Raw genomic sequence first — 24,418 nt, 5'->3', positions numbered from 1 at the left:
GCTCACTCCCCCGGTACGCCGCCGCGCTGCGGCAGGTCGGACTGGACGGCCGCCTGGTGCATGCCCACCCGCTCCATCCAGCTCAGCCCCGGCGACCACGCCGCGCGCATCGACACCTCGCCGTCGGGTTCCATCACCTTGAGCAGCACGACCGCGCCGAGCACCAGCTCGCCGTCCTCGGGCCGGTGCTCGACGCCGAGGGAGTCGACCAGTCGTCCGATGGGCTGCGGCTCGGGCACGGGGGGTCACGCCTCTCGGGTCGGGGGCCCGGCGCAGGTGCCGGCTGCTTCCCATCCAAGCACGCGCTGTGCAAGCTCCGTGCAAGGTTGGTGCCAGGAAGGGTCGTCCGGTCGTGGAGAGTTCGTCTAAACTCCGCTGCGCGGCGCCCACCCGACTGCTCCCGCGCCCGGGTCCACCACCGGGTCCACCACCGGGTCCACCACCGGGTCCATCCCGGGTCCTTGAGAAGGAGGTCCGCGACACCATGGCCTCCCGTCCCGCCCAGCGCTGGCGCATCGGCGTCCTGGCCTCCCGCGTGGGCGTCTCCGAGACCCTGCTGCGCGCCTGGGAGCTGCGCTACGGGCTGCTGAGCCCCACCCGCAGCGACGCCGGCTACCGCCTCTACGGCCCCGAGGACGAGCGCCGCGCCCGCGCCATGCAGGACGCGCGCCGCCGCGGCGTGCCGGCCGGCCAGGCGGCGGCCGAGATCCTGGCCTCCGAACGCTCCAGCAGCCGGCTCCCCGGGGCACCGGGCCCGCGCTACGCCGCCACGGCGGCGCTCGACACCGAGGGCACCCTCAGCGAGCTGCAGGCCGCGATGGTCGCCTACGACGTGGGCTCGATGCACGCCGCGCTCGACCGGATCCTCGTGGAGGTCTCGGCCGAGACCGCCATCAAGGACGTGCTGCTGCCGTTCCTGGCCTCGGTGGGCGCGGGCTGGGCCGCAGGCGACTTCGACGTCGCCGACGAGCACTTCGCCAGCGACCTGGTGCGCGCACGCCTGGCCGCCCTCTCGATCGGTCCGGGCTCGCGCACCGGCCCGGTGGCGGTGCTGGCCTGCCCGCCGACGGAGTCGCACGACATCGCCCTCAAGGCCTTCGAGGTGGTGCTGCTGCGCGCCGGCTGGCGCACCCGCTTCCTCGGCCCGCAGACCCCCGTGCGCTCGCTCGAGGTCGCGGTCGGGGTCGTCGAGCCCGACCTCCTCGTGCTCGCCGGCACCCGCCCCGAGGCCTTCCACGTCGACCCCGACGACGTCGAGGCGGTGGCGCGCCTCGCGGCCGCCACGCGCGTGGTGCTCGCCGGGGCCGGAGCCGACCGGGCGGCCGCCGAGCGCTGGGGGGCCGAGGTCCTCGAGGGCGACCCGGTCACGGCCGCCGGCTCCCTGGTCGGCACCGCCCGCCGGGCGACCCGGCCGAGCAGCCAGGGCGCCTCCCCCGCCTGAGCCCGGACTGAGCCGGACCTGAGCCGGACCTGAGGCGGGACCGTGCCCCTGCACGCGGGCTTCAAACCTCCGCCCACCCGGACGGGTGAAATAACCGCCACGGACGGTTGAAGTCTGCACCAGGCGGACATCAGTGGAGTGCAGGCCGACGACGCAGCCCGTCGCCCCGGCCGCCCCGGACCAGTCCCCGACCGGTCCCCGATCCGTCACAGCACAGTCACCGCACAGTTCACCGTCACAGCCGAAACCCCAGAGGTGTTGAGAATGTCGCACGAGAACGCCGCCCCGCTGACCATCACGATGGTCGACGACCACGACCTGGCCGTCGCCGGCCTGCAGACGCTGCTGACGCCGTACGCCGACCGGGTCCGCCTGGTCGACATGCGCCAGGCGCTGGCGCACCCCGAGGACCTCGACGTCGTGCTCTACGAGCCCGTCGGCCAGTCCGCCTTCGGTGCCGCGATGCTGCGCGACCTGCAGCGCGCCGCCGACGCCCACCCGGTCGTCTTCAGCTGGGCGCCCGGCGACCAGCTGCCGACGTCCACGGCCAACATGTACCTGCCCAAGACCCTCACCGCGGCGCAGCTCGTCGTCGCCCTCGAGGACCTGGTCTCCGGGCGCCGCGTGCCGACCGCCCCGGCCCCCGAGAAGGCCCCCGTCGTCGAGGCGCCGGCCCCCGCGCCGCTGCGCCCCGAGGCCCCGGCCGGCAGCCGGCTGACCCCCCGCGAGCTGGAGATCCTCACGCTGATCACCGCGGGCATGACCAACGGCGAGATCGTCGAGAAGCTCAACCTGAGCATCAACTCGATCAAGACCTACATCCGCCAGGCCTACCGCAAGATCGACGTCGAGCGCCGTACCCAGGCCGTCGCCTGGGGCATGGCCAACAACCTCGCCGTCGCCGAGGACGTGGAGGCCGCCGAGCTGCACGAGGTCGAGACCTCGATGGCCGGCTGAGCAGGACACACCCGCACGACCCAGCAGCACCCAGCAGCACCCAGCAGGACCCGCACGGGCGGGGGCGCCGGACCCACACGGTCCGGGAGGAGCGCCCCCGCCCGCGGTGCGTCCGGGGGTGGGCCGGATCTCGGTCCCTGGCCTGGAATGGGCCACCTCAGGGTGGGAAGGTTAGCCTCACCAATACCGCCACGTCCGTCCGTGGCCCCTTCCCCGGCCGCCTGAGGAGAACCCGCGTGAAGCGCAGCGCCCGCACCGTCCGCACCGCCGTCACCGCCCTGGCCACCGCCGCCACGCTCGCCGTGACGGGCTGCTCGGCCCTCGGGGGCGGCGAGGAGGCGGACCTGCAGATCTACACCGCGCGCCACTACGACCTCGAGGAGGCCTTCGCGGCCTTCACCGACGAGACCGGGATCAGCGTCGAGTTCCTCTCCGGCGACGACGCCGAGCTGCTCGAGCGGCTCAAGGCCGAGGGCGACTCCACGCCCGCCGACATCTTCATGACCGTCGACGCCGGGATGCTGTGGAACGCCGCCGAGCAGGGCGTGCTCGAGCCGGTCAGCTCCGACGTGCTCGACGCGGCCGTGCCGGAGGACCTGCGCGACCCCGACGGGCAGTGGTACGGCCTGGCGATGCGCGCGCGCACCGTCGTCTACGACCCCGAGAGCGTCGACCCCGCCGACATCGACGCCGTCGACACCTACGAGGCCCTCGGCGACCCTCAGTGGGCCGGTCGGGTCTGCATGCGCGACGAGACGGCGTCGTACACCCAGAGCCTGGTGGCCAGCCTGATCGACCTGCACGGGCGCGAGAAGGCGCTCGAGATCGTCGAGGGCTGGGTCGCCAACGACGTGCAGATCATGAGCAACGACGTCGAGCTGCTCGAGGCCATCGACGCCGGCGGCTGCGACATCGGCATCAGCAACCACTACTACCTCGCGCGGATGCTCGAGGAGGACCCCGACTTCGACGTCGAGCTGTTCTGGGCCAGCCAGGAGGGCGACGGCACCCACGTCAACATCTCCGGCGCCGGCCTGGTCGAGGGCACCGAGTCCGCCGCCGAGGCCCAGCAGCTGCTCGAGTGGCTGGCCACCGACGGCCAGAGCGCGTTCGTCGACGCCAACCACGAGCTGCCGGTCAACCCCGAGGTCGAGCCCGAGCCGCTGGTCGCCTCCTTCGGCGAGTTCGACCGGATGCCCGTCGACGCGCAGGCCTACGGCGCCCTGAACTCCGACGCCGTCGAGCTGCTCGACGAGGCCGGGTACCGCTGACGTGACCGCACTCGCCCGGGGCGCGGGGCGGCCCGGGTGGTCGGCGGCGGTCGTCCTGATCGCCCTGCTGGTGGCCAGCCCGGTGCTGGCCGTGGCGGCGTACGCCCTGGGCCAGGGCGGGCTGCGGATGCCGGGCGGGGTCACCGAGATGGTGGCCACCACCCTGGCGCTGCTGCTGCTGGTCGCCGCCGGCACCGCCGTGCTCGGCACCGGGCTGGCCTGGCTGGTCACCGCCTACGAGTTCCCGCTGCGCTGGGCGCTGAGCTGGCTGCTGGTGCTGCCGCTGGCGATGCCGGCCTACATCCTGGGCTTCGTCTTCCTCTCCACCTTCGACTACGCCGGGCCGGTGCAGGGCGCGCTGCGCTCGGTGCTGGGTGACGACCTCGGCGCACTGCCGGTGCGCTCGCTCGGCGGCGCCGCGCTCGTGCTGGTCCTCACGCTCTACCCCTACGTCTACCTGCTGACCCGGGCCGCGTTCCTCGAGCTCGCGCCGACGGCGTACGACGCCGCGCGCACGCTGGGCGCCTCCCGGGCGCGGGCCTTCCGCGCGGTGCTGCTGCCGCTGGCGCGGCCCTCGCTGGCCGCCGGGCTGGCGCTGGTGACGATGGAGGTCCTCACCGACTTCGCCACCGTGCAGTACTTCAACGTGCGCACCGTCTCGGTCGGGGTCTACCTGACCTGGAAGGGCACCTACGACGTCGGCTCCGCGATCTCGCTGGCCGTGCTGGTGCTGGTCTTCGCGGTCGCCGTGCTGGCCGCCGAGCGGGCGCTGCGCGGCCGGGCGCGCTACCACCAGAAGGGAGGCCGGGGCCGCGGCCTCGAGCGTCGTCGGCTGACCGGCTGGCGGGCCGGCGCGGCCACCGCGACCGGTCTCGCGGTGGTGGGGGCGGCGTTCGCGCTGCCGGTGCTGCGCCTGGTCACCTGGGCCCTCTCGGCGCTGGGCGACGACGCCGGCGCCGTCCTCGACGAGCGCTTCGTCGACAACCTGACCAGCTCGCTGGTGGTCGCCGCGATCGCCGCCGTCGTGTGCGTCGTGGTGTCGCTGACCATCTCCCACGCCATGCGCCTGGGCGGCGGTCGCGTGGTGCACGCCGCCGCCCAGGTCACCACCTTCGGCTACGCCGTGCCCGGTGCGGTGGTCGGCATCGGCGTGCTGGCCGTCTTCGCCGGCGCCGACCGGGCGCTGGTGGCCCTCGGCGTCGAGGGCGGCACCGGCCTGCTGGCGACCGGGTCGGTGCTCGGCATCCTGGTCGCGTACGTCGTCCGGTTCACCGCCCCGGCCTACCAGGCGGTCGAGGCGAGCTTCTCGCGCGTCTCCCCCAGCGTCAGCGCCTCCGCGATGACCCTCGGCGCCGGCCCCGGGCGGCTGCTGCGCCGGGTGCACCTGCCGCTGGCGCGCCCCGGGGTGGCGGTCGCCGCGACGCTGGTGCTCATCGACGCGGTCAAGGAGCTGCCGCTGGTGCTGATGCTGCGCCCCTTCGGCTTCACGACGCTCTCGGTGTGGGTCTACGAGCTGGCCTCGGAGAACTTCTGGGAGCGCGCCGCGCTGCCGGCCCTGCTGATCGTGCTGGTGGCGGTGGTGCCGGTCGTGCTGACCTTCCGCGCCACCGGCGGCCGCGCCGACCCGGCCGAGCCCGGCGCCCCGGGGGGCGGCGTGGGCGCTGCCGCCCCGGCGGCGCTGTCCGGCTCGCTGCCGCCGGCGCCCGGGCAGGTCAGCACCACGCTGACCCTCGACCGGGGCCGCGCGGGCCCGCCAGGCAGGATGGACCCATGACCAGCACCCGCAGCGCGCCCGGGGCCGACGGGACCACCGTCGGGTACGGCGTACCCGCGCTGGAGCTGGTGGGCGCCACCAAGAGCTACGGCTCGCACCAGGCCGTCTGCGGGGTCGACCTCGCGGTGACCGCCGGCGAGGTGGTCACCGTCATCGGCCCCTCCGGCTGCGGCAAGTCGACGCTGCTGCGCCTGGCCGCGGGCCTGGAGCGGCCCGACGGCGGCGAGGTGCGGGTCGGCGGCAAGGTCGTGGCCGGCCCGACCTGGGTGCCGCCGGAGCGCCGCCACGTCGGCATGGTCTTCCAGGACCACGCCCTCTTCCCCCACCTCGACGTGGCGCGGAACATCGCCTTCGGGCTCGACGACCTGCCCCGCGCCCAGCGCGCCGGCCGGGTCGCGGAGGTCCTCGAGCTGGTCGGCCTCTCGCACCTGGGCCACCGCCACCCCCACGAGCTCTCCGGCGGCGAGCAGCAGCGGGTCGCCCTGGCCCGCGCGCTCGCGCCGCGCCCCACCGTGGTGCTGCTCGACGAGCCGTTCTCCTCCCTCGACGCCAACCTGCGCACGCAGGTGCGCACCCAGACCCTCGAGGCGCTGCACGAGACCGGCAGCGCCGCGCTCGTGGTCACCCACGACCAGACCGAGGCGCTCTCGATGGGCGACCGGCTCGCCGTGCTCAAGGACGGCGTCGTGCGCCAGATCGGCACCCCCAGCGAGGTCTACGAGTCGCCCAGCGGCCGCTTCGTCGCCTCCTTCATGGGCGAGGCCGACTTCCTGCCCGCCCACGTCCGCGACGCGCTGCTGACCTGCGAGATCGGCGTGGTCTCGACCGTGCCGGGCTGGGGCCGCACCGACCTCGACGTCGAGGTGATGCTGCGCCCCCACGAGGTCGCGCTGCGCGTCGAGCGGGACTCCACCCACCGCGTCGAGCGGGTCGAGTACTACGGCGCGTTCGTGCTCCACCACGTGCGCCTGGCCTCCGGCAGCACGGTGCGCTCCTGGCAGCAGCACGACGTCCAGCACGCCCCCGGCACCCCGGTGGCGGTCTCGGTCGTCCCGGGCTCGCGGCCGGTGCTGCTGGCCGGCGACGACGCGCTCACCGCGCCGCCCGCCGCCGCCCGCCGCTGACCAGGCACAAACTTCGCGCTGACCCGGCGCAAATCTCCCGCTGAGACGGCGCGTATGTCGCGCCGACCCGGCCCATATCTCGCGCTGACCCGGCCCGGATCGTCCCTGTCGAGCGCCGTCCCGATGAGTGCGAGATCTGCGCCGGGTGGGCGCGAGATCTGCGCCGGGTCGGCGCGACATTTGCGCCGGGTCGGGGGGAGATCTGCGCCGGGTCAGCGGCGCAGGCGGCGCTCGGTGGTGGTCACCGCGCGCCACACGGCGACCCCGACGACGAGGCTGAGCAGGGTCGCGAGGGCGGGCAGGTCGTCCTCGAGGTGGGGGTAGACCTGCCAGTGGGTCAGGTAGATGTAGAGCGAGGCGCCGGCCAGGGTGGCCACCAGGCGCGCGAGCAGGCCGGGCAGGCGGACCTGGCGCGACCAGGTCAGCAGCAGCAGGCCGACGACCACGGCGGCGCTGCGGGCGTCGTCGGCGAAGAAGCCGGGCACGGTCAGCACGGCCAGCGCCGAGACGACCAGGCGGTGCCCGGTGGTGCGGGCCCGGGCCACCGCCCAGCCGAGGGTCAGCAGCCAGGCCACCACCGGGGCCCGGTGGATGACGTCCCCGTCGGGCAGCGGCACCAGCTCGTAGCGGGTCAGCAGCGCCAGCAGGGTCAGCGCGACCGGGAACCAGAACGGCCAGCGCCGCTCGGTGCGGTCCAGCACGGGCACCGCGACCAGCGCCGCGACACCCAGCACCAGCAGCACCAGCGCCTCGACGAACCAGTGGTGCCAGGCGGGCTCGGTCCAGCCCGGGGGGCCCAGGAAGCCGTTGACGAGCAGCGCGGTCTGCCACGGGTAGGCGCCGAGGAGCAGGGCCGTGCCGCCGATCCACAGCACCGCCGGCACCACGACCCGCGCGGCCGCGGTCAGCAGCCGCTGCACCCGCTCGCGACGGGTGACGTCGCCCAGGGCGAAGCGGGCCAGGTTGAAGCCGGCGAGCGCCAGCAGCAGGTGCGCCCCGCCGAGCAGCGTGAACAGGTCGGCGTGCGTGCCGACCACGGCCACGATGGCCACGGCACGCAGCACCACGTTGGTCTCGACGCCGCGGCCGCGCCGGGTGCGGGTGGTCGTGCCGGCCTCGAGCTCGGCGACCGTGCGCAGGTGCCAGTCGGCCGGCAGGTGGCCCAGCGCCTCCTCGAGGCGCACCGAGGTCTCGACGTAGGTCAGGGAGTCGCCGCCGAGACCGGCGAAGGTGTCGTCGTCGCCGACCGGGCGGCCCAGGACCTCGCCCAGCACGTCGCGCACGCCGGTCGCGGGCGTCGTCGCCCGCTCGGGGGCCGGGGCGGCGAGGGCGGCCACGCCGCGGTGGTCGGGCTTGCCGTTGGCCAGCCGCGGCAGCTGCGCCACGGGGTGCACCTGCACCGCCGCGGCCGGCAGCCCGGTCAGGGCGGTGACCAGGCGGCGTACGCGGGCGACGAGGCGGGCCGACCCGCCGGTGGCGCGCGGCTCGACGGCCACGACCAGCTGCTCGGTGGCACCGTCGGTCGGCGGGGTGCCGGCGACCAGGGCGCGCACGCCGTCGGCGACCAGCGCCCGCTCGACGCGGTCGAGGTCGATGCGCAGACCGAGCACCTTGGCGGTGCGCGAGAGCCGGCCCACGACCTCCCACAGGCCGTCGTCGCCGCGGCGGGCCAGGTCGCCGGTGCGCAGGCGGGTGACCTCGCGCCCGCGGGCCAGGTCGTCGGGGTGCTCGGCGTAGCCGAGCATCACGTTGGGACCCTCGTAGACCAGCTCGCCGGTGCCCTCGGGCGCGCCCGGCACCTCGGCCAGGTCGAAGCGGCCGCCGGGCACGGGGACGCCGATCGCCCCGGGCCGGGTGCCGGCGAGGTCGGGCGGCAGGTAGGCCATCCGGGCGGTGGCCTCGGTCTGGCCGTACATCACGAACAGGTCGAACCCGCGGCGCTGGCCGAGCTCGGCGTAGGAGCGCACCCGGTCGGGGGCCATCGCCCCGCCGGCCTGGGTGAGGTAGCGCAGCGAGTCGGGGGCGACGGTGTCGAGGCCGACCCGGTCGAGCAGCTCGAAGGTGTGCGGCACGCCGGCGAGCGAGGTGGCGCCGTGCTCGCGGGCGGCGGCCCAGAAGCACGGGTCGACGACCGAGGCGTCGCCCAGCAGCACCCCTGCCCCGCGCAGCAGGTGGGTGTGCAGCACCGAGAGGCCGTAGCAGTAGTGCAGCGGCAGGCTCAGCGCCGCCAGGTCGTCGCCGCGCAGCGGCAGGTAGGCCGCGATCGACTCGGCGTTGGCCTGCAGGTTCTCGGCGCTCAGGCGCACCAGCCGCGGCGAGCCGGTGCTGCCGGAGGTCGAGAGCAGGGCAGCGAGCTCGGGGTGCAGGTCGTGGGCGGTGCCGGCGCGCTGCTCGTCGAGCACGTCGCCGCGCGCCACCACGTCGGGGTCGTACGCCACCCGGGTCGCGGCGACCACGTCGGGCCGGGCCGCGTCGACGACGACCACGGGGTGCCCGCCGGCGAGGGCGGCCAGGTAGGTCGCGACCGAGTCGACGTCGGAGGCCATCTCGAGCAGCACCAGGCGGCGCACCGGGCCGAGGCGGGCGGCGCGGTCGTCGACGAGCCGCGCCAGGTCGGCGTAGGAGACGACGCGCCCGGCGTGCACGAGCGCGCGCCGCGCTCCCCAGGAGGCGAGGTCGCGCGCGAAGCCGACACCCGTGGCGGGTGCGGCGGCGGGCGACCCGGAGTGCTCCGGGGGGTGGGGGGCGATGCTCACCCGTCGATGGTAAGGCAAGCCTCACCTATGCACGAGTCGACGTCCGCGGCATGGTCGCCTCCTCCGATCGGTCAGACATAAGACTTCTCCTGACACCGCCGGGCGCGACGGTCCACGATGACCTCGAGCGGCCCGGGAGGGGCCGCACCGAGGACACGAGGGAGCCCCGCACATGCACCTGCACCGACCCACCACCGACCCCGCCGGCCGAGACGGCGCAGCACCGGCCGCCCGCCGCCTGGCCCGCCTCGGCGCCAGCGGCGTCACGGTGCTGGCCCTGACCGCCGGCGCCATGGGCGTCGCCACGACCGGAGCCGCCGCGGAGACCTCCCCCAGGATCTCCGCAGCCGCCGTCGCCGGCACCGCGAGCACCGGCGGCGACCTCGCCTCCGGCGAGCGCCGGGCCCGGACCTGCGCGGAGGCCAAGGCCGACCTGCGCAAGGCCAAGAAGTCGGTCAAGAAGGCCAAGCAGGCCAAGAAGAACAAGGCCAAGAAGGTCACCCGCGCCAAGAAGCGCGTCGAGAAGCGCAAGAACCGCCGCGACAAGCTCTGCGCGGCCGGCGGCGGCACGACCACCCCCGACGAGGCCCAGGGCGAGGTCGACGAGTCGCAGGACGCGCTCGGCGCGCTGCCGCTCGACCAGCTGGGCGCCCTGCTGCCCGCCGACCTGGCCGACCAGCTCAACACCGCCACCGCGCAGCTGCAGGCGCTGCTGGGTCAGCTCGAGGCCGGCATCCCCGGCGCCGACGCGGGCCAGCTCGACGAGATCCTCGCCGCTCTGCAGGCCCTGGACGTGCCGGCCCTCGTCGCCGCGCTGCAGGGGCTGCTCGGCGAGCTCACCGGCGGCGGCCTCGAGGGCGCCGACCCGGCCGCGCTCAGCGCCGTGCTGGACACGCTGCTGGGCGGCCTGCCCGGCGGCACCGCCCTGCCGGGGGCCGACCTGGGCCAGCTCAGCGGCGCCCTGGCCGCGCTGCAGGGCGCCCTGGGCTCCTTCGACCCGGCCGCCGGCCCGGCCGGCCTCATCGCCGCGGTCGAGGGGCTCGCGACCGCGCTCACCGGCGGCGGCCAGCTCGGCCCGCTGCTCGAGCTGTTCTCCCAGCTCGAGGACCTCGGCGCGTTCGAGGGCAGCGACCCCACCGCCGTCCTCTCCCAGGTGCTCGAGGCCCTCGTCGGCGAGCTCGGCTCGACCGGCTTCCTCGACCAGCTCAGCGGCGTGCTCGACACCGGCGCCCTGGCCGGTCTGCTGGCCTCGCTCGGCGACATCCTGGGCGACATCCTGGGCGGCCTGCTCGGCGGGCTCCCCGGCTTCCCGGGCCTGCCGGTCCCGCGGGCCTGAGACACCGGGGGAGCGTCGTCGAGCGGCCGACGACGCTCCCCCGGCTCCCCCGGCTCCCCCAGCGCAGCCTCAGGCGGTCTCGACGCCCCCGAGGCGCAGCCAGGTGTCCACGACCGTGTCGGGGTTCAGCGACATCGACTCGATGCCCTGCTCCAGCAGCCACTGCGCGAGGTCGGGGTGGTCGGAGGGGCCCTGGCCGCAGATGCCGACGTACTTGCCCTGCTTCTTGCAGGCCTTGATGGCCAGCTCGAGCATGTGCAGCACCGCCGGGTCGCGCTCGTCGAAGCCGTCGGCGACCAGGCCGGAGTCGCGGTCCAGACCCAGGGTCAGCTGGGTCATGTCGTTGGAGCCGATCGAGAAGCCGTCGAAGTGCTCGAGGAACTGCTCGGCCAGCACCGCGTTGGAGGGCACCTCGCACATCATCACGACCTTGAGGCCGTTCTCGCCGCGCACCAGCCCGTGGCTGGCCAGCAGCTCGATGACGCCGCGGGCCTCCTTGAGGGTGCGCACGAACGGGATCATCACCCAGACGTTGGTCAGGCCCATCTCGTCGCGCACGTGGCGCAGCGCCTCGCACTCCATCGCGAAGCACTCCGCGAAGTCCTCCGAGAGGTACCGCGACGCGCCGCGGTAGCCGATCATCGGGTTCTCCTCCTCGGGCTCGTAGCGCTCGCCGCCGACGAGGTTGGCGTACTCGTTGGACTTGAAGTCGCTCATCCGCACGATCACCGGCTCCGGCGCGAAGGCCGCGGCGATCGTCGCCACGCCCTCGACGACGCGCTGCACGAAGAACTCGCGCGGCGAGGGGTACGCCGCGATCATCTCCTCGACCTCGCCGCGCAGGTCGGCGGGCAGCGCGTCGGGGTCGGACTCCAGCTCCAGCAGCGCGCGCGGGTGGATGCCGATCTGACGGTTGATGATGAACTCGAGCCGGGCCAGGCCCACGCCCTTGTTGGGCAGCCGCGAGAACGCGAAGGCCTGCTCGGGGGTGCCGACGTTCATCATGATCTTGACCGGGACCTCGGGCAGCGAGTCGAGCTCGGTGCGCTCGACCTCGAAGTCGAGCAGCCCCTCGTAGACCAGGCCGGTGTCGCCCTCGGCGCAGGTCACGGTGACCTCGCGGCCATCGGTAAGGGACCGGGTGGCGCCGCCGGTGCCGACGACGGCGGGGATGCCGAGCTCGCGGGCGATGATCGCGGCGTGGCAGGTGCGACCGCCGCGGTTGGTCACGATCGCCGAGGCACGCTTCATGATCGGCTCCCAGTCGGGGTCGGTCATGTCGGCGACCAGCACCTCGCCGGGCACGAACTCGTGCATCTGGTCGATGTCGGTGAGCACCCGCACCGCGCCGGAGCCGATCTTCTGGCCGATCGCGCGGCCCTCGACCAGCACCTCGGCGCCCTTGGCGACCGCGGGGTCCATGGCGTAGCGCTCCAGCGCCCCCGTACGCCGCGACTGCACCGTCTCGGGGCGCGCCTGCAGCACGTAGAGGTGGCCGTCGACGCCGTCCTTGCCCCACTCGATGTCCATCGGGCGCCCGTAGTGCTCCTCGATCACCAGCGCGTGGCGGGCCAGCTCGGTGACCTCGTCGTCGGTCAGGCTCAGCAGGCGGCTGCGCGCCGGCTCGACGTCGACGAACTCGGTGGTGCGACCCACCGCGGTGTCCTGGGTGTAGACCATCTGGGTGGCCTTGCCGCCCACGCTGCGCTTGAGCACCGCCGGGCGACCGGCGCGCAGGGCCGGCTTGTAGACGTAGAACTCGTCGGGGTTGACCGCGCCCTGCACGACGCCCTCGCCGAGGCCGAAGGCGGAGGTGATGAAGACGGCGTCGGTGAAGCCCGACTCGGTGTCCATCGTGAACATGACCCCCGAGGAGCCGATGTCGGAGCGCACCATCCGCTGCACGCCCGCGGAGATGCCGACCGCGTCGTGGGCGAAGTCGTGGTGCACGCGGTAGGCGATGGCCCGGTCGTTGTAGAGCGAGGCGTAGACCTCGCGCACGGCCTGCAGCACCTCGTCGATGCCACGCACGTTGAGGAAGGTCTCCTGCTGGCCCGCGAACGAGGCGTCGGGCAGGTCCTCCGCGGTCGCCGAGGAGCGCACCGCGAAGGACGGCGCGTCGGCGCCCTCGCGGGTCGACTCCTCGACCAGGGCGTCGTAGGCGGCGCGGATGCCGGCCTCGAGGTCCTCGGGGAACGGCTGGCCCACCACGGCCTCGCGGATCTCGCGGCCCACCTCGGCCAGGCGGCGCACGTCGTCGGTGTCGAGGTCGGCCAGGAGCCCGGAGATCCGCTCGGCCAGACCGGTGTCGCCGATGAAGCGGTGGAAGGCGTCGGCGGTGGTGGCGAAGCCGTTGGGCACCCGCACCCCGAGGTCGCTCAGGTGCGAGACCATCTCGCCCAGGGAGGCGTTCTTGCCGCCCACCTGCTCGAGGTCGCCCAGCCCGAGGTCGGAGAACCAGCGGACGTCGGCGTGGTGGTCGGGCCGGGCGGTGCCGGTGGTCTGCTCACTCATGCGGGGTTCTCTTCCTGGGTGCGGCGGACGCGCTCGGCGGCCTTGGCTCGGGAGGTGCGGTTCTGCAGGATCAGGGCGCTGATCTCCTCGACCGACTTGGACGAGGAGTCGACGACGGGCAGGCGGTGGGCCTCGAAGAGCTGCTTGGCGCGGCGCAGCTCCCAGCGGCACTGCTCGGCCGAGGCGTAGCGCGAGCCGGGGCGGCGCTCGTTGCGCACCCGGCTGAGCCGGTCGACGTTGGTGGTGATGCCCCAGCACCGGTCGGCGTACGCCGCCACGGGGCCGGGCAGGTCGGTGCGCTCGAGGTCCTCGTCGACGAGGGGGTAGTTGGCCACGAACAGGCCGTGCTGGAGGGCGAGGTACATGCTGGTGGGCGTCTTGCCGCAGCGCGAGGGCGCCAGCAGGATGACGTCGGCGCGGTCCATCGCCCGCAGGCTCTGCCCGTCGTCGTGCTCGATGGTGAACTCCACCGCGGCCATCCGGCTGTTGTAGCGCTGGATGTCGCCGACGCCGTGCAGCCGGGCGGCCTCGCGGCGCCCCGAGCGCCCGAGCACCGACTCGACGCGCTGCATGTGCATCCCGAAGAAGTCGATCAGCGGGGCGCGGGTGCGGTTGAGCTCCTCGCGCACCAGGTCCTCGGCCGCGGTGGTGAAGACCAGCGGCGTCACCGGGCCGTCCATCTGCTCGTCGAGCATCGCCACGACCTCGCGGGCGTGCTCGACGGTGGAGATGAAGGGGATGGTGGTGCGCTCGAACACGGTGTCGGGGAACTGGATGAGCAGCGCGTTGCCCATCGTCTCGGCGCTGATGCCGGTGGAGTCGGAGAGGAAGAAGACCGGCACGACCGGCTCCGCGACGTCGACCACCTGCCACCTCCTGAGCCGGACTCCCCGGGCGCGACCCGCTCGGGCCCCGGTCGGCACCGTAGCGCCTGACGGGGGCGCTCGGGCAGGGCGCCGCGATGTGGTCGGGGCTGGTCGCACCAGCGTCACCCGTTGGGAGGGGGATCGGCGGTCGGGGGCGTGGGTAAAGGAGGTGGGTGAGCACCTCCGTCGCCCCGGCCGCCCCGCAGGCCGGCACCCGGCCACCGACCATCGCGTCGGTGCCCAGCGGGCACGTCTACGTCCGCCACCTCGCCCCCGAGCCCGGCCTCGCCGCGGCGGGCGCGCACCGGCTGCCCGACCCGCCGCCGCGGGTCGCCGATCCCGAGCCGGGGCAGTGGTGGCCGCCGGCGATGCTCGACCCGGCCTGGGTGCGCGCGCACGACTTCGACCTGATGCACCTGCACTTCGGCTTCGACGCCCTGGACCCCCGCGACCTGGCCGCCCTGGTCGACGCCGTGCACGAGACCGGGCGGGGGTTCGTGCAGACCGTCCACGACCTGCGCAACCCGCACCACGTCGACCGGCGCCTGCACGACGAGCAGCTCGACGCGCTCGTGCCCCGCGCCGACGCGCTGCTCACCCTGACGCCGGGTGCGGCCGAGGAGATCCGCCGACGCTGGGGCCGCGAGGCCACGGTGGTGCCGCACCCGCACGTCGTCGACCTGCGCACGATGGCGGTGGCCGCCGACTGCCGGGCGCGGCGCCGCACCGGCGCCTTCCGGGTGGGGCTGCACGTCAAGAGCCTGCGCGCGGGCATGGCGCCGATGCGGCTGCTGCCCACGCTCGCCGACACCGTCGCCGACCTGCCCGACGCGGTGCTCCAGGTCAACGCGCACCGCGACGTCATGGAGGGCGGGGCCCGCGAGGACGTCGCGCTGCGCGGGTGGCTGCGCAGCGCCGCGGCCGAGGGGCGCATCGACCTGCGCGTCCACGACTTCCTGCCCGACAAGGAGCTGTGGGACTACCTCGGCTCGCTCGACCTGTCGGTGCTGCCCTACCGCTTCGGCACCCACTCGGGCTGGCTGGAGGCCTGCCGCGACCTCGGCACCACGGTGCTGGCGCCGACCTGCGGCTACTTCGCCGAGCAGGGCCCGGTGCTGTCCTACGAGCACGACGAGGACCACATCGACCTCGGCTCGCTGGACGCGGCGGTGCGCCGCGCCCACGCCGAGCGGCCCCGGTGGGGCGCCGGCATCGACGAGCGCCGCGCCCAGCGCCGGCAGGTCGCGGCCGCGCACGAGCGGGTGTACGCCGAGGTGCTGCGGGCGGTCGGTCGGTGACCCCGCTGCGCGTGTGCCTGGTCGCCTCGTCCCAGCACCCCATCCGTGAGCCGTTCGCCGGCGGCCTGGAGTCGCAGACCCACTACCTGGCCCGCGAGCTGCGCCGCCGCGGCCACCAGGTCTCGCTGTACGCCGCCCCGGGCTCCGACCCCGCGCTGGGCGCCGTCGAGCTGGACGTCGACCCGTTCTGGCCCAGCGACGCGGCCTGCGCCGACGTCAACGCCCCGCCCGCGCGCTGGATCGCCGAGCACCACGCCTACCTCGCGCTGATGCTCGACCTGGCCGGGCCGCGCGGGGCGAGCGTCGACGTGGTGCACAACAACTCGCTGCACCACCTGCCGGTCGCGATGGCCCGGACCCTGCCGGTGCCGGTGGTCACGACCCTGCACACCCCGCCCCTGCCGTGGCTGGAGTCGGCGTTCCAGCTCAGCTCCGAGACGTCCGCGGTGGCCGTCTCCGAGACGTGCCGCCGGATGTGGGCGCCGCGGGTGCGCGCCTCGGTGGTGCGCAACGGCGTCGACACCGACCGGTGGCGCCCCGGCCCGGGGGGCGGCCCGGCGGTCTGGTCGGGCCGGATCACCGCCGAGAAGGCCCCGCACGACGCGGTGCTGGCCTGCCGACGCGCGGGGGTGCCGCTGCGGCTGGTCGGCCCGGTCAGCGACCGCGACTACTACGAGACGTGCCTGCGCCCGCTGCTCGGCGGCGACGTCGAGCACCTGGGGCACCTCGCCCACGACGACCTGGTCACCGTGGTCGGCGAGGCGTCGGTCGCGCTGGTCACCCCCCGCTGGGAGGAGCCCTACGGGCTGGTCGCCGCGGAGGCCATGTCGTGCGGCACCCCGGTCGCGGCCTACGACCGCGGCGCGATCGCCGAGGTCGTCTCGCCGGGGGCCGGCGTGGTGGTGCCCGCCGACGACGTCGACGCGCTGGCGGCGGCGGTGCTGCGCGCGGCGACCCTGCCCCGCGGCGCCGTGCGCGCCACCGCGGTGCGCGAGTGCTCGCTGGAGCGCATGGTCGACGAGTACGAGGCGATCTACCGGTCGCTGGCCCGCGCCGGGCGGCCCGCCGCATGAGCAGCGCCAGCGGCCCCGCCGTCGTCGGCTGCTACGTGCACCACCACGGCAGCGGCCACCTGCACCGCGCCGGCGCCCTGGCCCGCGAGCTGGCGAGCCGCGGTGTCGTCACCACGGGCCTCTCCTCGCTGCCCCGCCCGGCGGACTGGCCCGGGGAGTGGGTCGACCTGCCCCGCGACGACGGCGCCGAGCCGGGGCTCGACGACCCGGCGGCACGGGCCCCGGACGCCGGCGGCCGGCTGCACTGGGTGCCCCGCGGCCACGCCGGCCTGCGCGCTCGGCACGCCCGCATCGCCGCCTGGCTCGACACCGCCCGGCCCGCCGCGGTCGTGGTGGACGTGTCGGTCGAGGTGGCGCTGCTGGTGCGCCTGCACGGGGTGCCGGTGGTCGGTGTGGTGCTGCCCGGGGTGCGCGACGACGCGGCGCACCGGCTCGGGCACGACGTCGCCGACGCCCTGGTGGGGCTGTGGCCCGCCGGCGAGACCCGCTCGGTGCTCGACGTCGCCCCCGAGGTGGGTGCGCGGGTGCAGGCGCTGGGCGGGCTGTCCCGCTTCCCGGTGGAGCCGGCCCGGGTGGCCGAGCGGCACCCCGGGCCACCGCGCGTGCTGGTGCTCGGCGGCAGCGGCGGCGACGCCTGGACCGACGACGAGCTCGACCGCGCCGTCGCCGCGTCGCCGGGGTGGGAGTGGCAGGTGCTGGGCGGCACGCGCGGCACCTGGGTCGCCGACCCCCGCGAGGCGATGCGCCGCGCCGACGTGGTGCTGACCCACGCCGGCCAGAACGCGCTGGCGGAGGTCGCGGCGATGCGGCGCCCGGCGGTCGTCGTACCGGCCGCCCGGCCGCACGACGAGCAGGTGCGCACCGGCGCCGCGCTCGGTGGCGGCGGGTGGCCCGCCGTGGTCCTGCCCGCGCTGGGCGCGGGCCGCTGGCCCGACGTGCTGGAGCAGGCCCGGGCCCTCGACGGCGGCGCCTGGGCAGCCTGGTGCGACGGCGGGGCGGCGCGCAGGTTCGCCGACGTGGTGACGGGGGTGTGCCCGTGAGCGGCACCGCGGTCGTCACCATCGCGCACGGCCGGCACGACCACCTGGCCCGCCAGCGCGCCTCGCTGGCCCTCGGCGACGTGCTGCCCGACCTGAGCGTCGTGGTGGCCATGGACGACGACCCGCCGGTAGCCGCGCTGCGCGGCGTCGAGACCCGGGTGCTGCACCTGCCGGCCGAGCCACAGGGCCTGCCGCTGGCGCGGGCGCGCAACCGAGGCGTCGCCGAGGCGGTGCGCCTGGGCGCCGACGTGCTGGTGCTGCTCGACGTCGACCTGCTGGCCGGGCCCGGGCTCGTGGCGGCGTACGCCGACGTGGTGCGCTGCGACCCGGTCGCGCTCTGGTCGGGGCCGGTGACCTACCTGCCCCCGCCGCCGGCCGGCGGCTACGACCTCGGCGCGCTGGGCGCCCTCGACGACCCGCACCCCGCGCGGCCGGCGCCCGCGCAAGGCGAGGTGCTGCGCGACGCCTCGCCCGACCTGTTCTGGTCGCTGTCCTTCGCCACCTCGGCGCCGGCGTGGGAGCGGGTGGGCGGCTTCTGCGAGGACTACGTCGGCTACGGCGGCGAGGACACCGACTTCGCGCGCCTCGCGGTCGCCGGCGGCGTCCCGCTCGGCTGGGTCGGGTCGGCACGCGGCTTCCACCAGCACCACCCGACCCAGGACCCGCCGCGCCAGCACGTCGACGACGTGCTGCGCAACGCCGCGCTCTTCCACCGGCGGTGGGGCTGGTGGCCGATGACCGGGTGGCTGGAGGCGTTCGAGGCCGAGGGCCTGGTCGCCCGGCAGGACGGGCGGTGGGTCCGGGCCGGAGGCTGAGCGCGGCCGGCGGGTCGGCTCAGCGGCGCCGGCGGCGCGCGAGCACGCGCTCGAGGAGGCGGGCGACGTCGGCGGCCAGCGGGCGCGCCTCCGGCTCCTTGGCCAGCATCCGCTGCACGACCTCGCCCAGGCGCCGGTCGACGCTGGGCGGCAGGTCGGGCGCGGGGTCGTTGAGGTGGGCCAGCGCCGAGGCGACCGGCGACTCGCGCTGGAAGGGCTTGACCCCGGTCAGGCACTGGTAGGCGACGACACCGAGCGAGTAGACGTCGGAGGCGGCGGTCGCGCGCCGGCCCGAGACCTGCTCGGGCGAGATGTACTCCATCGTGCCGAGCACCTCGCCGGTGCTGGTCAGCGGCTCGACGTCGTCGCCGGTGGCGATCCCGAAGTCGACGAGCACCGGCTGCCCGGTCTCGCCCACGACGATGTTGGCGGGCTTGATGTCGCGGTGCACGACACCGGCGGCGTGCACGGCGCTGAGGGCCGAGGCCAGCTTCGCGACCAGCCCGGCGACCTCCAGCGGCGGCAGCGGCCCCCGCTCGGTGACCAGGTCGGAGAGCGTGTCGCCGGTGACCAGGCGCATCGCCAGGTAGGGCTGCACGGCGACGCCGTCGTCCTCCTCCCCGACGTCGTAGACCTGGGGCAGGCCGGGGTGGGAGAGCTGGCGCAGGGTGCGCGCCTCGGCCTCGAAGCGGGTGCGGGCGGTGTCGTCGTCGGCGCGCTGCGCGTGCAGCCGCTTGAGCGCGACCAGGCGCTCGTCGACGAGGTCCTGCGCGGCGTACACGCTGCCCATCGCGCCGCTGCCGATCAGCTCGACCAGCTCGTAGCGACCACCGACCACCAGCGACGTCGTCGCCGGGGTCTCGGGGGAGCTGTGCGCGGTCATCGTCGTGATGATCGCACCGACCACCCCACCCCTGGCCACCTCCCCGCCCGTAAAGGTGAGTCGGGACGGCCCGCAGGAGCCGGTGCACCGCGCCCGGGACGTGGCATCCTGCTCCCATGGCCGACCCCGCTGCCCCGGCCCGCCGCGGGCGCCCCGGCCACGACCAGGCCGACGTGCTGCGCGAGGCGGTGGCGCTGTTCAACGCCCAGGGCTACGACGCGACCAGCATGGGCGACCTGGCGCGCGAGCTGGGGCTGACGAAGTCGGCGATCTACCACCACGTCCCGAGCAAGGAGCACCTGCTCGGGATGGCGCTCGACGCCGCGCTGGGCGAGCTCACCGACGCCGTCGAGGCCGCGACGGGGCCGGCGCACGACGAGACGTCGGCGTACGAGCGGCTGCGCGCGCTGGTGGCGCGCAGCGTCGAGGTGCTCGTGGCCCACCAGCCGGAGGTGACGCTGCTGCTGCGGGTGCGCGGGAACAGCCCGGTGGAGCTGGCGGCGCTGGAGCGCCGGCGCTGGATCGACGCCCGCCTGGCCGACCTGGTGCGTGCTGCGGTCGAGGAGGGCTCGCTGCGCGACGACGTCGAGCCGCTCCTGGTCAGCCGGCTGCTCTTTGGCATGGTCAACTCGCTCGTCGAGTGGCACCGACCCCGCGGCGACGTCGACGCCGCCGACCTGGCCCGCGCGGTGACCACCCTGGCCTTCGACGGCCTGCACGCGGCGCGCCCCGACGACCTCAGGCGTCGAAGTCGACCGTGACCGCGTCGGTCACCGGTCGGGCCTGGCAGGTCAGCACGAAGCCGGCCTCGACCTCGGCGGGCTCGAGCGCGTAGTTGCGCGCCATCTCGACCTCCCCGTCGCGCACCAGCGCGCGGCAGGTGCCGCAGACCCCTCCGCGGCAGGCGAACGGCAGGTCCGAGCGGGTCTCCTGGGCGGAGTCGAGCAGCGGCCGGTCGCGGGAGACCGTCGAGGTCGAGCTGAGCCCGTCGAGCACCACGGTGGCCTCGCTGGTCGCGCCGCTCGGCGCCGCCACCTCGCGCACCAGCTCGGGCGGCGGCTCGTCGACGAAGAACAGCTCGGCGTGCACCTGCTCGGGCGCCAGGCCGAGGCGTCCGAGGACGTCGCGGGCGTCCTGGACCATGGCGTGCGGGCCGCACAGCCAGGCGTGGTCGGGGCGGTGCTGGGCACCGACCGGCGCGAGCGTGGTCAGGATGCGCTCCAGGCGCTCGGCGTCGAGGCGGCCCGAGAGCAGCTCGACGTCGCGCGGCTCGCGGCTGAGCACGTGCACCACCTGGAACCGGTCGACGTGGGCGTTCTTGAGGTCGGCGACCTCCTCGGCGAACATCACCGAGCCGGTCGTGCGGTTGCCGTAGAGCAGCGTCACCCGGGCGTCGGGGTGCTCGAGGAGGCTGGCGGCGATGGAGAGCACCGGGGTGATGCCCGAGCCGGCCGCCACGCACAGGTGCCGCCCGCCCGCGGCGACGACGTCGGGGGTGGCGCGGAACCCGCCCGGGGCGAGCTGCACCTCGACCTCGTCGCCCGGGCGCACCTCGCGCACCAGCCACGACGACACGACGCCGCCGGGGATCTCGCGCACACCGATGCGGGGCGCGGCCCCCACGGGCGCGCAGATCGAGTAGGACCGGCGGTGCTCGACGCCGTCGACGACCCGGCGCACCGTCAGGGACTGGCCGGCGTCGAAGGCCAGCCGCTCGCGCAGCTCCTCGGGCACCTCGAAGGTGATCGCCGCCGCATCGTCGGTCAGCGGGGTGACCGCCGCGACGCGCAGCGCCTCGAAGGTGCGGCTGCGCGGGCGCTCCACCGCGGGTGCGCTCATCTCAGATCTCCTTGACGTGCTCGAACGGCTCGCGGCACACGGTGCAGCGGTAGATCGCGGTGCAGGCGGTGGGCCCGTACTCCGAGGTGAGCTCGGTGTCCTCGGCCCCGCACCGGGGGCAGGCGAGCAGCCGCCGGGTCGCGGTCAGCCGCAGCGGCACCGGACCCGCCGGGCGCGGCCCGGCCGTGCCGGGAGGCGAGATGCGGTGCTCGCGCAGGGCCGCGCGGCCGCGCTCGGTGATCCAGTCGCTGGTCCACGGCGGGCTCAGGCGCACCTGCACCCGCACCTCGTCGAAGCCCGCGCCGGTCAGGGCGCGCACCAGGTCGTCGCGCATCGTGGCCATCGCCGGGCAGCCCGAGTACGTCGGCGTCAGCGCCACGGTGACCGCGGTGCCCTCGCTGCCGTCGGGGCCCTCGTGGACCGTGACCTCGCGCAGCACCCCGAGGTCGAGCAGCGTCAGCATCGGCATCTCGGGGTCGGTGACGGTGCCGGCGGCCGCCTCCGCGTCGGCACGGGTCAGCGCCCGCTCCCGCACCTGCCCGGCGCCCATGGTCACCACCGCCCCAGCGGGTGCGCCCGGGCGACCACCTGCATCTCGGCGAGCAGCAGGCCCAGCGCCTCGGTGTGCATGCCGTCGCGCCCGGCCCGTTCGCGCACCCCCGCCCGGGCAGGGGCCTCGGGCCAGGTGGCGTGCGCCTCGTCGAGCACCTGGGCGAGCACGGCGCCGACCTCGTCGGCGGTCCCGGCCGGGTCGACGCCCACGCCGGCCTCGGCGAGTCGGGTGGCGACGGGGTGGGCCTCGAGCTGCTCGGGGTGCCACGGGGCGAGCTGCTCCAGGGCCGCCAGCAGCCGGCGGCGCGACTCCTCGGTGCCGCGCGCCAGGGTGACGACCCAGCGCGCGGCGTAGTCGCGGTGGTAGGTCACCTCGGTGGCGCCCTTGGCGCCGATCGCGGCCAGCACGTGGTCGCGGCTGGCGGCCAGCCGGTGCAGCAGCGCGAGCCGGGCGGTGGAGAAGAGCAGCAGCCGCACCACCAGGTGGGCGAAGTCGCCGTGCTCGAGCTCGACGAGACGGGTGCAGCGGAAGTCGGCGGCCTCGCGGAAGTAGGCCAGCCGGTCCTCGTCGGGAGCGGGCGACCCCTCGGGCAGCGCCGGCACCATCGCGGGGTCGGCCGCCGCGGCCCGCGCCAGCAGCAGCCGGGCCTGGCCGAGCAGGTCGAGGGCGATGTTGGCGACCGCGATGTCGTCCTCGAGGTCGGGCGCGCGGCTGCACCACTGCGAGAGGCGGTGCGAGAGCACCAGCGCGTCGTCGCCCAGCCCCAGGCAGTACGCCGCCAGGTCAGCGCCGTCGACCCCCTCGGGCAGCGTGGTGTCGACGCCCGCGAGCGGGTCCTCGAAGGAGGTGCCGAAGGCCCACTGGCCCGACACGTCGCCGTGGTCCTCGACCAGGCCGTCGTACACCGACTCGTGGCCGCTGGTGTCGTGGCTCATCGGGGCGCTCACATGTGGGGGACGTCGGCGGGGACGTCGTAGAAGGTGGGGTGGCGGTAGACCTTGTCGCCCGAGGGCGCGAAGAGCGGGTCCTTCTCGTCGGGGCTCGAGGCGGTGATCGCGTCGGCGCGCACCACCCAGATGCTCACGCCCTCGTTGCGGCGGGTGTAGACGTCGCGGGCGTGGTGCAGCGCCATCGTGTCGTCGGCGGCGTGCAGCGAGCCGACGTGCACGTGGTTGAGGCCGCGCTTGCCGCGCACGAACACCTCGTAGAGGGGCCACTCGGCCCGGGGCCTGCTGGTCGTGGTGGTCACTGTCGTCTCCTCGCTCACGGGGTCTCGACCCGCCCTTCGGGGTCTCGCAGGCTCGACCCCGAGGCTTGCTCGACCTGCGCGCGGTCTCGCCCGGGCTCCTTCGTCGCCCGCGCGAACGCGCTTGCCGCCTCCCTGACCCAGGCGCCGTCCTCGTGGGCGCGGCGCCGGTGGGCGATGCGCTCGGCGTTGCAGGGGCCGGCGCCCGAGATCACCCGGGTCAGCTCGTCCCAGTCGGGCTGGCCGAAGTCGTGGGCACCACGCTCCTCGTCCCACCTCAGGTCGGGGTCGGGCAGGGTGACGCCGAGCCGCTCGGCCTGCGGCACCGTCATGTCGACGAACTTCTGGCGCAGCTCGTCGTTGGTGTTGCGCTTGATCCCCCACGCCAGCGAGCGGGCGGTGTTGGGCGAGGAGTCGTCGGGCGGGCCGAACATCATCAGCGCCGGCCACCAGAACCGGTCGACGGACTCCTGCACCATCGCGCGCTGCTCGTCGGTGCCGGCCATCATCGTCATCAGGAGCTCGTAGCCCTGGCGCTGGTGGAAGGACTCCTCCTTGCAGACCCGGATCATCGCGCGGCCGTAGGGCCCGTAGGAGGTGCGGCACAGCGGCACCTGGTTGCAGATGGCGGCTCCGTCGACCAGCCAGCCGATGGTGCCGACGTCGGCGTAGGACAGCGTCGGGTAGTTGAAGATCGAGGAGTACTTCTGGCGGCCCTCGATGAGCATCTCGGTCAGCTCGGCCCGCGAGACCCCCAGCGTCTCGCAGGCCGAGTAGAGGTAGAGCCCGTGGCCGGCCTCGTCCTGCACCTTGGCCAGCAGCACCGCCTTGCGGCGCAGCGAGGGCGCGCGGGTCAGCCAGCGGCCCTCGGGCTGCATGCCGATGATCTCGGAGTGGGCGTGCTGGGCGATCTGGCGCACCAGGGTGCGGCGGTAGCCCTCGGGCATCCAGTCGCGCGGCTCGATCCGCTCGTGGCGCGCGACCACCGCCTCGAACTGCTCCTCGAGCAGCTGCTCGAGCCGGGCCTCGTCGGCGCGCTCGTCGGTGCTGGTGCTCATCGGGTCTCCTCGCAGGATCGACCGACCAGGGATTACTGACCGATCGGTCTGTTAATTGCACCACGCCGTGGCCCCGGTCACAAGAGGGCCCGGGCCGGCCCGTGCGCCACGATGGGGCGATGGACGTCGACGTCGAGGTGCGCACCCGCATCGCCCGCCCGCCGCAGGAGGTGGCGGCGTACGCCGGCGACCCCGGCAACGCCCCGCAGTGGTACGCCAACATCCGCAGCGTCGAGTGGCGCACCCCGCCGCCGCTGGCGGTCGGGTCGCGGATGGACTTCGTGGCGGGCTTCCTGGGCCGGCGGCTGGCCTACACCTACGAGGTCGTCGAGCTGGTGCCCGGCGAGCGGCTGGTGATGCGCACCGCCGACGGGCCGTTCCCGATGGAGACCACCTACACGTGGGCGGCCGACAGCACCTCCGCGGGCGAGGGCACGCTGATGACGCTGGCCAACCGGGGCCGGCCCAGCGGCTTCGCCGGCGTCGCCGCGCCGGCGATGGCGCTGGCGGTGCGGCGCGCGACCACCAAGGACCTCGCGCGGCTCAAGGCGCTCCTCGAGCGCTGAGCGCCACG

The 24,418-nt window shown here is 75.2% G+C and carries 22 protein-coding genes; 12 read left to right on the top strand and 10 right to left on the bottom strand.

Features of this window, described 5'->3' with window-relative positions:
• Positions 1–2: 2 nt before the first annotated feature.
• The gene (locus OCU29_RS05440; protein ID WP_179615210.1) at positions 3–239 is read right to left on the bottom strand and encodes a hypothetical protein; all 237 of its coding nucleotides are present in this window, start codon (positions 237–239) and stop codon (positions 3–5) included.
• Between the two features lie 245 nt (positions 240–484).
• On the opposite strand from OCU29_RS05440, the gene OCU29_RS05435 reads away from it, so the two are divergent.
• The 5 genes from OCU29_RS05435 (at position 485) to OCU29_RS05415 (ending at position 6,567) form a co-directional block, all read left to right on the top strand.
• Positions 485–1,441 carry a B12-binding domain-containing protein gene (locus tag OCU29_RS05435; protein WP_261819106.1) on the top strand — a complete coding sequence of 319 codons (957 nt, stop codon included), beginning with the start codon at positions 485–487 and terminating at the stop codon, positions 1,439–1,441.
• Between the two features lie 264 nt (positions 1,442–1,705).
• A complete protein-coding gene (locus OCU29_RS05430) occupies positions 1,706–2,398 on the top strand; it encodes a response regulator transcription factor (RefSeq protein ID WP_261819105.1) in 693 nt (230 codons plus the stop codon).
• Between the two features lie 236 nt (positions 2,399–2,634).
• Entirely contained in the window at positions 2,635–3,669 is a 1,035-nt protein-coding gene (locus tag OCU29_RS05425) for an extracellular solute-binding protein (protein WP_261819104.1), read from the top strand.
• Between the two features lies 1 nt (position 3,670).
• A complete protein-coding gene (locus OCU29_RS05420; protein WP_261819103.1) occupies positions 3,671–5,443 on the top strand; it encodes an iron ABC transporter permease in 1,773 nt (590 codons plus the stop codon).
• Positions 5,440–6,567 (top strand): ABC transporter ATP-binding protein, encoded by a 1,128-nt coding sequence (locus OCU29_RS05415; protein ID WP_261819102.1) that lies wholly within the window; start codon positions 5,440–5,442, stop codon positions 6,565–6,567. Before OCU29_RS05420 ends, OCU29_RS05415 begins: the two co-directional genes overlap by 4 nt.
• Before the next feature lie 212 nt (positions 6,568–6,779).
• On the opposite strand, the gene OCU29_RS05410 is transcribed toward OCU29_RS05415, so the two are convergent.
• Entirely contained in the window at positions 6,780–9,323 is a 2,544-nt protein-coding gene (locus tag OCU29_RS05410; protein WP_261819101.1) for an AMP-binding protein, read from the bottom strand.
• A gap of 172 nt (positions 9,324–9,495) precedes the next feature.
• On the opposite strand from OCU29_RS05410, the gene OCU29_RS05405 reads away from it, so the two are divergent.
• Entirely contained in the window at positions 9,496–10,659 is a 1,164-nt protein-coding gene (locus OCU29_RS05405) for a hypothetical protein (RefSeq protein WP_261819100.1), read from the top strand.
• A 69-nt stretch (positions 10,660–10,728) separates the two neighbouring features.
• On the opposite strand, the gene ppsA is transcribed toward OCU29_RS05405, so the two are convergent.
• Both ppsA and OCU29_RS05395 read right to left on the bottom strand, forming a co-directional pair.
• Entirely contained in the window at positions 10,729–13,173 is a 2,445-nt protein-coding gene (ppsA, locus tag OCU29_RS05400) for a phosphoenolpyruvate synthase (protein WP_261819099.1), read from the bottom strand.
• A complete protein-coding gene (locus OCU29_RS05395; RefSeq protein WP_261819098.1) occupies positions 13,170–14,039 on the bottom strand; it encodes a pyruvate, water dikinase regulatory protein in 870 nt (289 codons plus the stop codon). Before OCU29_RS05395 ends, ppsA begins: the two co-directional genes overlap by 4 nt.
• 173 nt (positions 14,040–14,212) lie before the next feature.
• Between OCU29_RS05395 and OCU29_RS05390 the strand changes: the two genes are divergently transcribed.
• From OCU29_RS05390 to OCU29_RS05375, 4 genes are read left to right on the top strand one after another with little or no spacing between them, the layout of a single operon-like run.
• Positions 14,213–15,337 (top strand): glycosyltransferase, encoded by a 1,125-nt coding sequence (locus tag OCU29_RS05390; RefSeq protein ID WP_261819097.1) that lies wholly within the window; start codon positions 14,213–14,215, stop codon positions 15,335–15,337.
• Positions 15,334–16,410, top strand: a complete 1,077-nt coding sequence (locus OCU29_RS05385; protein ID WP_261819096.1) for a glycosyltransferase — start codon at positions 15,334–15,336, stop codon at positions 16,408–16,410. Before OCU29_RS05390 ends, OCU29_RS05385 begins: the two co-directional genes overlap by 4 nt.
• On the top strand, positions 16,407–17,450 hold the full coding sequence (locus OCU29_RS05380) for a glycosyltransferase (RefSeq protein ID WP_261819095.1): 1,044 nt from the start codon (positions 16,407–16,409) through the stop codon (positions 17,448–17,450). Before OCU29_RS05385 ends, OCU29_RS05380 begins: the two co-directional genes overlap by 4 nt.
• A complete protein-coding gene (locus OCU29_RS05375) occupies positions 17,447–18,265 on the top strand; it encodes a glycosyltransferase family 2 protein (RefSeq protein WP_261819094.1) in 819 nt (272 codons plus the stop codon). The genes OCU29_RS05380 and OCU29_RS05375 overlap by 4 nt, the downstream gene beginning before the upstream one ends.
• Positions 18,266–18,284: 19 nt before the next feature.
• On the opposite strand, the gene OCU29_RS05370 is transcribed toward OCU29_RS05375, so the two are convergent.
• Positions 18,285–19,148, bottom strand: a complete 864-nt coding sequence (locus OCU29_RS05370; RefSeq protein ID WP_261819093.1) for a serine/threonine-protein kinase — start codon at positions 19,146–19,148, stop codon at positions 18,285–18,287.
• Between the two features lie 116 nt (positions 19,149–19,264).
• Between OCU29_RS05370 and OCU29_RS05365 the strand changes: the two genes are divergently transcribed.
• Complete coding sequence (locus OCU29_RS05365) at positions 19,265–19,909, top strand: TetR/AcrR family transcriptional regulator (RefSeq protein ID WP_261819092.1); 645 nt, start codon at positions 19,265–19,267, stop codon at positions 19,907–19,909.
• Here OCU29_RS05365 and paaE read toward each other — a convergent pair.
• Genes paaE through paaA form a run of 5 tightly spaced genes read right to left on the bottom strand, consistent with a single transcriptional unit; the run spans position 19,887 to position 23,844 of the window.
• Positions 19,887–20,987, bottom strand: a complete 1,101-nt coding sequence (gene paaE / locus OCU29_RS05360; RefSeq protein WP_179615196.1) for a 1,2-phenylacetyl-CoA epoxidase subunit PaaE — start codon at positions 20,985–20,987, stop codon at positions 19,887–19,889. The two genes, OCU29_RS05365 and paaE, sit on opposite strands and share 23 nt — an antisense overlap.
• A gap of 1 nt (position 20,988) precedes the next feature.
• Complete coding sequence (paaD, locus tag OCU29_RS05355; protein ID WP_261819372.1) at positions 20,989–21,537, bottom strand: 1,2-phenylacetyl-CoA epoxidase subunit PaaD; 549 nt, start codon at positions 21,535–21,537, stop codon at positions 20,989–20,991.
• Positions 21,538–21,539: 2 nt separating this feature from the next.
• Positions 21,540–22,475, bottom strand: coding sequence for a 1,2-phenylacetyl-CoA epoxidase subunit PaaC (gene paaC / locus OCU29_RS05350; protein WP_261819091.1), 936 nt, complete (start codon positions 22,473–22,475; stop codon positions 21,540–21,542).
• An 8-nt stretch (positions 22,476–22,483) separates the two neighbouring features.
• The gene (paaB, locus tag OCU29_RS05345; protein ID WP_261819090.1) at positions 22,484–22,789 is read right to left on the bottom strand and encodes a 1,2-phenylacetyl-CoA epoxidase subunit PaaB; all 306 of its coding nucleotides are present in this window, start codon (positions 22,787–22,789) and stop codon (positions 22,484–22,486) included.
• Positions 22,790–22,803: 14 nt separating this feature from the next.
• Positions 22,804–23,844: a 1,2-phenylacetyl-CoA epoxidase subunit PaaA gene (gene paaA / locus OCU29_RS05340; RefSeq protein ID WP_261819089.1), complete on the bottom strand. Its 1,041-nt coding sequence runs from the start codon at positions 23,842–23,844 to the stop codon at positions 22,804–22,806.
• A gap of 119 nt (positions 23,845–23,963) precedes the next feature.
• On the opposite strand from paaA, the gene OCU29_RS05335 reads away from it, so the two are divergent.
• Positions 23,964–24,410 (top strand): SRPBCC family protein, encoded by a 447-nt coding sequence (locus OCU29_RS05335; protein WP_261819088.1) that lies wholly within the window; start codon positions 23,964–23,966, stop codon positions 24,408–24,410.
• The last annotated feature ends 8 nt before the right edge of the window (positions 24,411–24,418 follow it).

This window comes from Nocardioides sp. OK12 (assembly GCF_024341885.1).
GTDB classification, from domain to species: Bacteria; Actinomycetota; Actinomycetes; order Propionibacteriales; family Nocardioidaceae; genus Nocardioides; species Nocardioides marinisabuli.
This window is presented reverse-complemented; position numbering and strand designations above follow the sequence as displayed.

Bases quoted from the DNA above. Each gene is read 5' to 3' on its own strand.
- paaA (WP_261819089.1), bottom strand. From the start codon at position 23,844: ATGAGCACCAGCACCGACGAGCGCGCCGACGAGGCCCGGCTCGAGCAG.
- OCU29_RS05430 (WP_261819105.1), top strand. From the start codon at position 1,706: ATGTCGCACGAGAACGCCGCCCCGCTGACCATCACGATGGTCGACGAC.
- OCU29_RS05405 (WP_261819100.1), top strand. From the start codon at position 9,496: ATGCACCTGCACCGACCCACCACCGACCCCGCCGGCCGAGACGGCGCA.
- OCU29_RS05365 (WP_261819092.1), top strand. From the start codon at position 19,265: ATGGCCGACCCCGCTGCCCCGGCCCGCCGCGGGCGCCCCGGCCACGAC.
- OCU29_RS05435 (WP_261819106.1), top strand. From the start codon at position 485: ATGGCCTCCCGTCCCGCCCAGCGCTGGCGCATCGGCGTCCTGGCCTCC.
- paaE (WP_179615196.1), bottom strand. From the start codon at position 20,987: ATGAGCGCACCCGCGGTGGAGCGCCCGCGCAGCCGCACCTTCGAGGCG.
- paaC (WP_261819091.1), bottom strand. From the start codon at position 22,475: ATGAGCCACGACACCAGCGGCCACGAGTCGGTGTACGACGGCCTGGTC.
- OCU29_RS05370 (WP_261819093.1), bottom strand. From the start codon at position 19,148: ATGACCGCGCACAGCTCCCCCGAGACCCCGGCGACGACGTCGCTGGTG.
- paaD (WP_261819372.1), bottom strand. From the start codon at position 21,537: ATGGGCGCCGGGCAGGTGCGGGAGCGGGCGCTGACCCGTGCCGACGCG.
- ppsA (WP_261819099.1), bottom strand. From the start codon at position 13,173: ATGAGTGAGCAGACCACCGGCACCGCCCGGCCCGACCACCACGCCGAC.
- OCU29_RS05335 (WP_261819088.1), top strand. From the start codon at position 23,964: ATGGACGTCGACGTCGAGGTGCGCACCCGCATCGCCCGCCCGCCGCAG.
- OCU29_RS05380 (WP_261819095.1), top strand. From the start codon at position 16,407: ATGAGCAGCGCCAGCGGCCCCGCCGTCGTCGGCTGCTACGTGCACCAC.
- OCU29_RS05415 (WP_261819102.1), top strand. From the start codon at position 5,440: ATGACCAGCACCCGCAGCGCGCCCGGGGCCGACGGGACCACCGTCGGG.